This is a genomic window from Mycobacterium sp. NPDC003449, assembly GCF_053588415.1.
In genome coordinates this window covers 1-7,822 of the sequence record NZ_JBSFPX010000263.1, presented here as the reverse complement: position 1 = coordinate 7,822, position 7,822 = coordinate 1, and the positions used below count along the sequence as shown (strand labels likewise).

Here is a 7,822-nt window from a genome sequence, read left to right as displayed (position 1 = left end):
TTACCTCACGGCCGGCCGCGGCCGCCCCGGCCGCGCCGGTGGCGGCCGAGACCAGGCCAGGAGCGATCGGCACCCCGGCGAAGCCGTTGAGCCCCAGCAGCTGACCCAGCAGCGCGCCCGTGCACGAGGTCGCGGGATCGAAGAATGCCGTGTTCAGCTTGTCGAACACGGTGAACAGGTAGACCACGAGCAGCACCAGGCCGGCCGGGCCGCGCGCCGCCTGCCACCAGCGCAAGACGGTCGGGCCGGAGCTTCCCGGTCGATTCCCGGTGGCGACTGCCCACAGGGCGGAACCGGCGAAGGCGAGGCCGATCAGCAGCGTCATCACCAAATGGTTCGACGCGGCAGGAAGATTCAGCACTGCGACGGTCGCACCGGCCGCCACCATGAGTGCGAATGCGCCCACCGAGGACGGGAACAGCAGCGCGGGAAGACTCGCCACCAGCGCCGGGACGACGGCCAGCGGCTGGCTGTCGGAGTAGTGGAACACCAGCGCCATGGCGTAAAGGGTTGTGAACCATCGGAACTGCTGCTCGGCACCGGACATCTCGGCCGTCCGGACGCCGCTGTCACGCCACCGCAATGGTTACTCCGTCCCGAGTTGGTCCGAGATACGTTGGCGGAGCAGCGTGGCGGCCTCGGTCTGATAGGCATGCTCGGCCCACTGCAGCGGGGTCGATCCGAACCTCCGGTCGGCGAGGGTGGGATCGGCCCCGGCGTCCAGCAGCCGGCCGATCAACTCGAGGTCGCCCTCGAAGGCCGCGTCGTGCAGCGGGGTGGCGCCGTGTTCATCCCTGACGTTCGGATCGTCGGGAAAGGCTGCCACGACGACTTCGGCACCGGTGATGTCGATTCCGTGCCTGCCGAGCAGGGCGAGGCGCTCGACGAACCCGTGCTCGGCCGCCCAGGCGACCTGGCGGCGCCACATCTGCTCGCGGGTCTCCATCGCCCCGCCGAGGCGTACCTCCCATGGGCTCGGCCCGGCATCCGCCAGGCCGTGTGCGAACAGCAGTTCCAGGTGCGAATCGTCCGCGCGGAACATCCGGTTATACAGCGTCTGCTGATCGACCGGGTGGGCGCCGCGCCGCAGCAGCAGCGCGGCCAGGTCCGGGGCATACGGGTGCCTGGGCTGGCGCCGCGGCCCCTGCTCGCCCTCGCCGAACACACCGGTCAACGCGGTGAACGGGGTCGGCAGTCCGCACCACAGGTATCCGGAGTCGGGATCGGTTCCGGCGTCCAGCAGCCGGGTGGCGGCGGCGAGTACGTCGTTGTTGTTGCGGCCCAACGGGGCCCGGGAATAGCACAGGTACAGCAGCGGCACCCAGCCGAACGGTCCGCCCCCGGTCGTCGCCAGTGCGGGCCGGTCCGCGAGATGACGTGCCAGCGCCACCGGATCGGCGGCCGCCGCCGCGGCCCAGACGTGTTCGTCGACCAGGCCCGGCTCGGCGGTGAGCAGATCGGCCGCGGCGGCCCAGCGTGGCGGCGCATCGGTTTCGTTATAGCGCAACGACGCCAGCGAGCAGAACCGGTCCGCGGTGTCCATGGCGTTCTCGTCGACCGCGCCCGGATCGACACTCGCCACCGGCCGTTCATCCACCGCGAGCGACCGCCAATGCACGCGAATTACGGCGTGTTTGGGTACAGACACGGTCGCTCGCGGTGCAAGGCGCGCGGTGCAACGGGAAGCGCCTCCTACGTGCAGACGGCGCCGAGGGCGGCGGACTTCACCAGCTTGGTGTACTTGGCCAGCACGCCCGAGGTGTAGACCGGCGGCAGCGGCTCAAAACCCTGTTTGCGGGCCTCGAATTCGGCCTCGTTGACCAGCACGTCCAGGGTGCCCTTGGCGACGTCCAGCCGGATCCGGTCACCGTCGCGCACGAATGCGATCGGCCCGCCGTCGACGGCCTCGGGCGCGATGTGGCCGACGCACAGTCCGGTCGTGCCACCCGAGAACCGGCCGTCGGTCATCAGCAGGACATCCTTGCCCAGCCCGGCGCCCTTGATCGCACCGGTGATGGCCAGCATCTCGCGCATGCCTGGGCCGCCCTTGGGGCCCTCGTAGCGGATCACCACGACATCGCCGTGGGTGATGGTGCCGTCCTCAAGCGCATCCAGGGCCGCCCGCTCGCGTTCGAAAACCCGTGCGGTGCCCTCGAACACGTCCGAATCGAAGCCCGCGGACTTCACCACGGCGCCTTCGGGGGCCAGCGAACCGTGCAGGATGGTGATACCGCCGGTCGGGTGGATCGGGTTGCCCATCGCCCGCAGCACCTTGCCGTCCGGATCGGGCGGCGCGATGTGGGCCAGGTTCTCGGCCATGGTCTTACCGGTGATGGTCAGGCAATCGCCGTGCAGCAGACCGGCATCCAGCAGGGCGCGCATCACCACCGGCACCCCGCCGATCCCGTCGACGTCCTTCATCACATGCTTGCCAAAGGGTTTCACATCGGCGAGGTGCGGCACCTTCGCGCCGACCCGGATGAAATCGTCGAGGGTCAGCTTCACGCCCGCCTCGAACGCGATGGCCAGCAGGTGCAGCACCGCATTGGTGGATCCGCCGAACGCCATCACCACGGCGATGGCGTTCTCGAACGACTCCTTGGTGAGGATGTCGCCGGTGGTGATGCCGCGCCGGAGGAGCTCGACGACGGCCTCCCCGGACTTGCGGGCGTAGTCGTCGCGGCGCTTGTCGATCGCGACCGGTGAGGCGCTGCCGGGCAGTGAGAGGCCAAGTGCCTCGGCGGCACTGGCCATGGTGTTGGCGGTGTACATACCGCCGCACGCGCCCTCACCGGGACAGATCGCACGCTCGATGATGTCGACGTCCTCACGCGACATCAACCCGCGCGCGCAGGCGCCGACGGCCTCGAAGGCGTCGATGATGGTGACTTCCTTCTCGGAGCCGTCGGTGAGTCGGGCCGTGCCCGGCATGATCGAGCCGTTGTAGAGGAACACCGAGGCCAGGTTCAGCCGGGCGGCGGCCATCAGCATTCCGGGGATCGACTTGTCGCACCCGGCCAGCAGCACCGTGCCGTCGAGGCGTTCGGCCTGCACCACGGTCTCGACGCTGTCGGCGATCACCTCGCGCGACACCAGCGAGAAGTGCATGCCCTCGTGGCCCATCGAGATGCCGTCGGAGACCGAGATGGTGCCGAATTCCAGCGGGTAGCCGCCGCCGGTGTGCACACCGTCCTTGACCGACTGCGCGAGCCGCTGCAGCGACATGTTGCACGGGGTGATCTCGTTCCACGACGAGCCGACGCCGATCTGAGGTTTGGCCCAGTCGTCATCGCCCATGCCCACCGCGCGCAGCATGCCGCGCGCCGCGGCCTTCTCCAGGCCGTCGGTGACGTCGCGGCTGCGGGGCTTGATATCGACCGACTGATCGGAGGGCGCGGTGGGGCTCATCGTTCAAGTATGCGCAGCCTGTCTAATCGGATTTCGCTAAGGCAAGCCTCGCTTCGGGCACCGGTGCCGCCCGCGTTGCACCGCATACCCCGGTGGGGTACCGGTATGGTGGGGGGATGGACGTCGCGCAGGCCTCGGGTGAGCATGGCTACTCACTGCAGAAGGACAACTACGCCAAGCGGCTGCGCCGGATCGAGGGCCAGGTCCGCGGCATCGCCAAGATGATCGAAGACGACAAATACTGCATCGACGTGCTCACCCAGATCAGTGCCGTCAACAACGCCCTGCAGTCGGTGGCGCTCGGCCTGCTCGACGAGCATCTCGGGCACTGCGTCTCGCACGCCGTCGCCGAAGGTGGGCAGGAGGCCGAGGCCAAACTGGCCGAGGCCTCGGCCGCGATCGCCCGCCTGGTGCGGTCCTAGGCGGTACCCGGTTCGGTCTCAGCCCAGGTGCGCCGAGAGCAGGAACGCGGGCACCGACTTGCGACCGTCGGCTTCATCCCTGAGGTCGACCATCGGGAACTGGTCCTCGACACCGTCGGGGAAGACGGCGTGGATCCGGGCGGGCGCGACGTCGTCGATCGTCCAGTACCGGCCCACGATCGACCGCAACTCGTCTTCGGTGACGGCGTTGGCGGGGCCGTCCGGCAGGCCGGCCCGGTCGAACACCAGCACGAAGTACACCGCTCCCGGCGCCGCGGCGCGGACGATGGACTGCTGGTAGCCCTCGCGGGCCTCGACGGGCATCGAGTGGAACAGCGTGCTGTCGACGATGGTGCCGAACCGGCCGTCGTAGCCGGTGAAACTGCTGATGTCGGCGACCTCGAAGGTCGCAGTGGTGAGGCCGCGGCGGTCGGCTTCGGCTTTGGCGAGGTCGATGGCGGTGGGGGACAGGTCCAGCCCGACGGTGCTGAATCCCCGCTCGGCTAGATGCAGCGAGATCGCGCCCTCACCGCAGCCCGCGTCGAGCACCTCGCCGTGGAATCTGCCCTGCTCGATCAGGGCGGCGAGCTCCGGCTGCGGTTCGCCGATGCTCCACGGCGCTTTGGCTCCGGCGGTGATGGCCCCGGCGCCCGCTTCCGGGACCTCGCCCCGGTAGACGGCTTCGAACATCTCCTCGAACGGTTGGTTCATGACGTCGCGCTCCTTCGTATCGGTGTACGGGCACGAGACACCGGCCGAGCCGCATCCGTGACACCCTGTGACTCAGGTCACAATCAGTCTCGGTCGAGTTCGCGCTCGATGCGTTCCACCTTGGCGGTGAGCTGCCCGGTGTAGCCGGGACGGATATCGGCCTTGAGCACCAGGCTGACCCGGGGAGAGACCGCCGCTACCGCCTCGACCGCCCGTTTGACCACGGCCATCACCTCGTCCCACTCGCCTTCGACGTTGGTGAACATCGCATTGGTCTCGTTGGGCAGGCCCGACTCGCGCACCACCCGCACCGCCTCGGCCACCGCGGCGCCGACACCGCCGGATTCGTCGCCGCCGGCCGGGCTGATGCTGAACGCCGCGATCACTGTTTGCTGTACCGGGTCGGGCGGACCACCAGGATCACCCGGTCGGGTGCGTCGGCCGGCACCTCGGTGAGGTGACCGCTGTAGCGGTCGTTGAGCTCGAGGAAGAACGCCGCGGTCGGGTCGGGCACGATCTCCTCGACCACACCGCGCACCTCGAGGTAGCGGTACGGGTTGTCCGGATCGTGGATCGACATGGCCACCTCGGGATGTGCCGTCACATTGCGGTACCGCTGCCGCTTGGTGGTGTGGGTGAAGCGCAGCCGCTCACCGTCCCAGCCGAACCACATCGGGTTCACCTGTACGGTGCCGTCGGGTCTGGTGATGGCGAGGTGGCCGAACATGGGCCGGTCGAGCAGGTCTTCATAGCCATCCGGAACGGCAACCATTTGGGGATCCTCTCGGTTCGGTTATCGCGAGCTGTCACGTCGAGCCACTAGCGTGGCATTCCAGCATGACCGTGGAAGCGCCGACGGCAAGTCCGTGGACCCTGCGCGTCGCCATGCGGCTCATGGTGCTCGCGGCGGCGGCGTTCGTCTACGTCACCGCCGAAATCCTGCCGGTCGGGGCGCTGCCCGCGATCGCCACCGACCTGCGGGTGAGCGAAGGCCTGGTCGGCACCCTGATGGCCAGCTACGCCCTGGTCGCCGCGCTCACCACGGTGCTGCTGGTGCGGCTCACCGCGCGCTGGCCGCGCCGCCGGACCTTGATCCTCACCCTGGTGTGTTTGACCGTGTCCCAGGTGATCTCGGCGTTGGCGCCGAATTTCGCGGTGCTCGCCGGCGGCCGCGTGCTGTGTGCGCTGACGCACGGCCTGATGTGGTCGGTGATCGCACCGATCGGGGCCAGGCTGGTGCCGGCCAGCCACGCCGGGCGGGCCACCGCCGCGGTCTATGTGGGCACGGGTCTGGCTCTGGTGGTGGGTAATCCGCTGACCGCGGCGATGAGCGCGCTGTGGGGCTGGCGGCTGGCCGTCGGGGTGGTCGCGGCGACGGCGCTGGCGGTGACGCTGGCGGCGTGGGCGGCGCTGCCGCCGATGGCCGCGGCCCAGGAGGCCGCCGCGGCGCCGCCCCGGCATCACCGCAACCGGCGGCTGCTGACCTTGTCGGCGCTCACCCTCATCGGGGTCACCGGGCACTTCATCGCCTACACGTTCGTCGTCGTGATCATCCGCGATGTGGTCGGCGTGCACGGGGCGCATCTGGCCTGGCTGCTGGCCGGCTACGGCATCGCCGGGCTGGTCGCGATGGCGGCGATGGCCCGGCCGTTGGACCAGTGGCCGAAGGCGTCGGTGGTCGCCTGCCTGGCCGCGCTGGCGGTGGCGCTGGTGGCGCTGTCGATCCTGGCGATCGGCCGCCATCCCGGATTGGCCACAGTGCTGGCGGGCACGCTGGCGGTGGTGCTGTGGGGCGCCGCATCGACGGCGCTGCCCCCGATGCTGCAGGCCTCGGCGATGCGGACGGCGCCGGAGGATCCGGACGGGGCGTCGGGGCTCTACGTCGCGGCCTTTCAGATCGGCATCATGGGCGGGGCCCTGGCCGGTGGCGGTATCTATGACAGTGCGGGCCTGACCGCCATGATCGCGACCGCCGCGACCCTGATCGTCATTGCCATGTGCGGCGTAATCGCCACTCGCGGGGTGTTTCCGGGTTCCCTGCGGAACAGGGAAACGTAACGCCGCACACCCCGGGCGCGATGAACATCGCAGTTCAGCGCCGTGGACTCGGACGATGTCGGGGCATGACGGTCTCTCGCGGCAGTAGCTGGTCTCCGCGCTGTGCGACACTGTAGCTAGTTGTGCTGTCTGGAGGTAACGCATGCCGAAACCGGCAAAACGCAGGCTGATCACCGTTTTCATGGCGGCCGGATTGATCGGCGGACTGGTCATGAGCCCGTCCGCGATGGCCGATCCCGAAGTTCCGCCACCACCGGCCCCGGTCGACCCGGGGGTGGCCCCGCCGGCGCCGATCGCGGCCCCGCCGGCCGATCCGCTCGCGCCACCGGCCCCGGCCGCCCCCGCCGCGGCCGATCCGGCGTCGCCGCCCGTCATCACCAACTACGGCTCCCCGACCGTCCCGTTCGAGGGCACCGCGCCCGGCCAGAGCGCCGAGCCGTTCACCGGTGAGGCGCCGTTCCTGCCTCCGTCGTTCAACCCGGTCAACGGGTCGATGGTGGGTGTGGCCAAGCCGATCTACATCAACTTCCAGCGGCCGATCGCCGACCGGCAGATGGCCCAGGACGCCATCCGGATCACCTCGAACCCGCCGGTGGCGGGCCGCTTCTACTGGGTCACCGACACCCAGCTGCGGTGGCGGCCCCAGGACTTCTGGCCGTCCAACACCGTGGTGAACATTGACGCGGCGGGCACCAAGTCCAGTTTCCGGGTCGGTGACTACCTGGTGGCCACGGTCGACGACAAGTCCCACCAGATGGAGATCATGCGCAACGGGAAGCTGGAGAAGACCTTCCCGGTGTCGATGGGCAAGCCCGACGGCAAGCACGAGACCAAGAACGGCACCTATTACGTGCTGGAGAAGTTCCCCGACATCATCATGGATTCGGCCACCTACGGCGTGCCGAACGATTCGGCGGAGGGCTACAAGCTCAAGGTGCAGGACGCGGTCCGCATCGACAACAGCGGCATCTTCGTCCACAGTGCGCCGTGGTCGACCGGTGACCAGGGCAAGCGCAATGTCAGCCACGGCTGCATCAACCTCAGCCCGGCCAACGCCAAGTGGTTCTACGACAACTTCGGCAGCGGAGATCCGGTCGTGATCAAGAACAGCAAGGGTCTCTACAACGCGCCGGACGGGGCGTCGGACTGGCAGATGTTCTAGACCGTTCCTGCGCGAGCAGACACAAAAGTGCCCGGTTTCCAGCGAAACCGGGCACTTTTAT

8 protein-coding genes and 1 pseudogene are annotated in these 7,822 nt (G+C 69.0%); 3 read left to right on the top strand and 6 right to left on the bottom strand.

Annotated elements, in window-relative coordinates:
- The 3 genes and pseudogenes from ACWDTP_RS35760 to ilvD all read right to left on the bottom strand — a co-directional run.
- Positions 1-583 (bottom strand): hypothetical protein (locus ACWDTP_RS35760; RefSeq protein WP_450027954.1); only part of this gene is annotated, 583 nt, incomplete at its 3' end.
- A 3-nt stretch (positions 584-586) separates the two neighbouring features.
- Positions 587-1,570: pseudogene (locus ACWDTP_RS35755) on the bottom strand (ankyrin repeat domain-containing protein); the annotation flags it as partial.
- A 122-nt stretch (positions 1,571-1,692) separates the two neighbouring features.
- Complete coding sequence (gene ilvD, locus ACWDTP_RS35750) at positions 1,693-3,408, bottom strand: dihydroxy-acid dehydratase (protein ID WP_450027953.1); 1,716 nt, start codon at positions 3,406-3,408, stop codon at positions 1,693-1,695.
- 116 nt (positions 3,409-3,524) lie between these two features.
- Between ilvD and ricR the strand changes: the two genes are divergently transcribed.
- Positions 3,525-3,830 carry a copper-sensing transcriptional repressor RicR gene (gene ricR, locus ACWDTP_RS35745; protein ID WP_450027952.1) on the top strand — a complete coding sequence of 102 codons (306 nt, stop codon included), beginning with the start codon at positions 3,525-3,527 and terminating at the stop codon, positions 3,828-3,830.
- An 18-nt stretch (positions 3,831-3,848) separates the two neighbouring features.
- Here ricR and ACWDTP_RS35740 read toward each other — a convergent pair whose 3' ends face one another.
- From ACWDTP_RS35740 to ACWDTP_RS35730, 3 genes are all read right to left on the bottom strand, one after another.
- Entirely contained in the window at positions 3,849-4,541 is a 693-nt protein-coding gene (locus ACWDTP_RS35740; protein ID WP_450027951.1) for a class I SAM-dependent methyltransferase, read from the bottom strand.
- Positions 4,542-4,624: 83 nt separating this feature from the next.
- The gene (locus ACWDTP_RS35735) at positions 4,625-4,927 is read right to left on the bottom strand and encodes a thiamine-binding protein (protein WP_450027950.1); all 303 of its coding nucleotides are present in this window, start codon (positions 4,925-4,927) and stop codon (positions 4,625-4,627) included.
- Complete coding sequence (locus tag ACWDTP_RS35730; RefSeq protein WP_450027949.1) at positions 4,924-5,313, bottom strand: PPOX class F420-dependent oxidoreductase; 390 nt, start codon at positions 5,311-5,313, stop codon at positions 4,924-4,926. The genes ACWDTP_RS35735 and ACWDTP_RS35730 overlap by 4 nt, the downstream gene beginning before the upstream one ends.
- A 65-nt stretch (positions 5,314-5,378) precedes the next feature.
- On the opposite strand from ACWDTP_RS35730, the gene ACWDTP_RS35725 reads away from it, so the two are divergent.
- Positions 5,379-6,599, top strand: a complete 1,221-nt coding sequence (locus tag ACWDTP_RS35725) for an MFS transporter (protein WP_450027948.1) — start codon at positions 5,379-5,381, stop codon at positions 6,597-6,599.
- Positions 6,600-6,741: 142 nt separating this feature from the next.
- Entirely contained in the window at positions 6,742-7,761 is a 1,020-nt protein-coding gene (locus ACWDTP_RS35720; protein WP_450027947.1) for a L,D-transpeptidase, read from the top strand.
- Positions 7,762-7,822: the final 61 nt, after the last annotated feature.

Bases quoted from the DNA above. Each gene is read 5' to 3' on its own strand.
- ACWDTP_RS35730 (WP_450027949.1), bottom strand. From the start codon at position 5,313: ATGGTTGCCGTTCCGGATGGCTATGAAGACCTGCTCGACCGGCCCATG.
- ACWDTP_RS35725 (WP_450027948.1), top strand. From the start codon at position 5,379: ATGACCGTGGAAGCGCCGACGGCAAGTCCGTGGACCCTGCGCGTCGCC.
- ilvD (WP_450027953.1), bottom strand. From the start codon at position 3,408: ATGAGCCCCACCGCGCCCTCCGATCAGTCGGTCGATATCAAGCCCCGC.
- ACWDTP_RS35740 (WP_450027951.1), bottom strand. From the start codon at position 4,541: ATGAACCAACCGTTCGAGGAGATGTTCGAAGCCGTCTACCGGGGCGAG.
- ricR (WP_450027952.1), top strand. From the start codon at position 3,525: ATGGACGTCGCGCAGGCCTCGGGTGAGCATGGCTACTCACTGCAGAAG.
- ACWDTP_RS35720 (WP_450027947.1), top strand. From the start codon at position 6,742: ATGCCGAAACCGGCAAAACGCAGGCTGATCACCGTTTTCATGGCGGCC.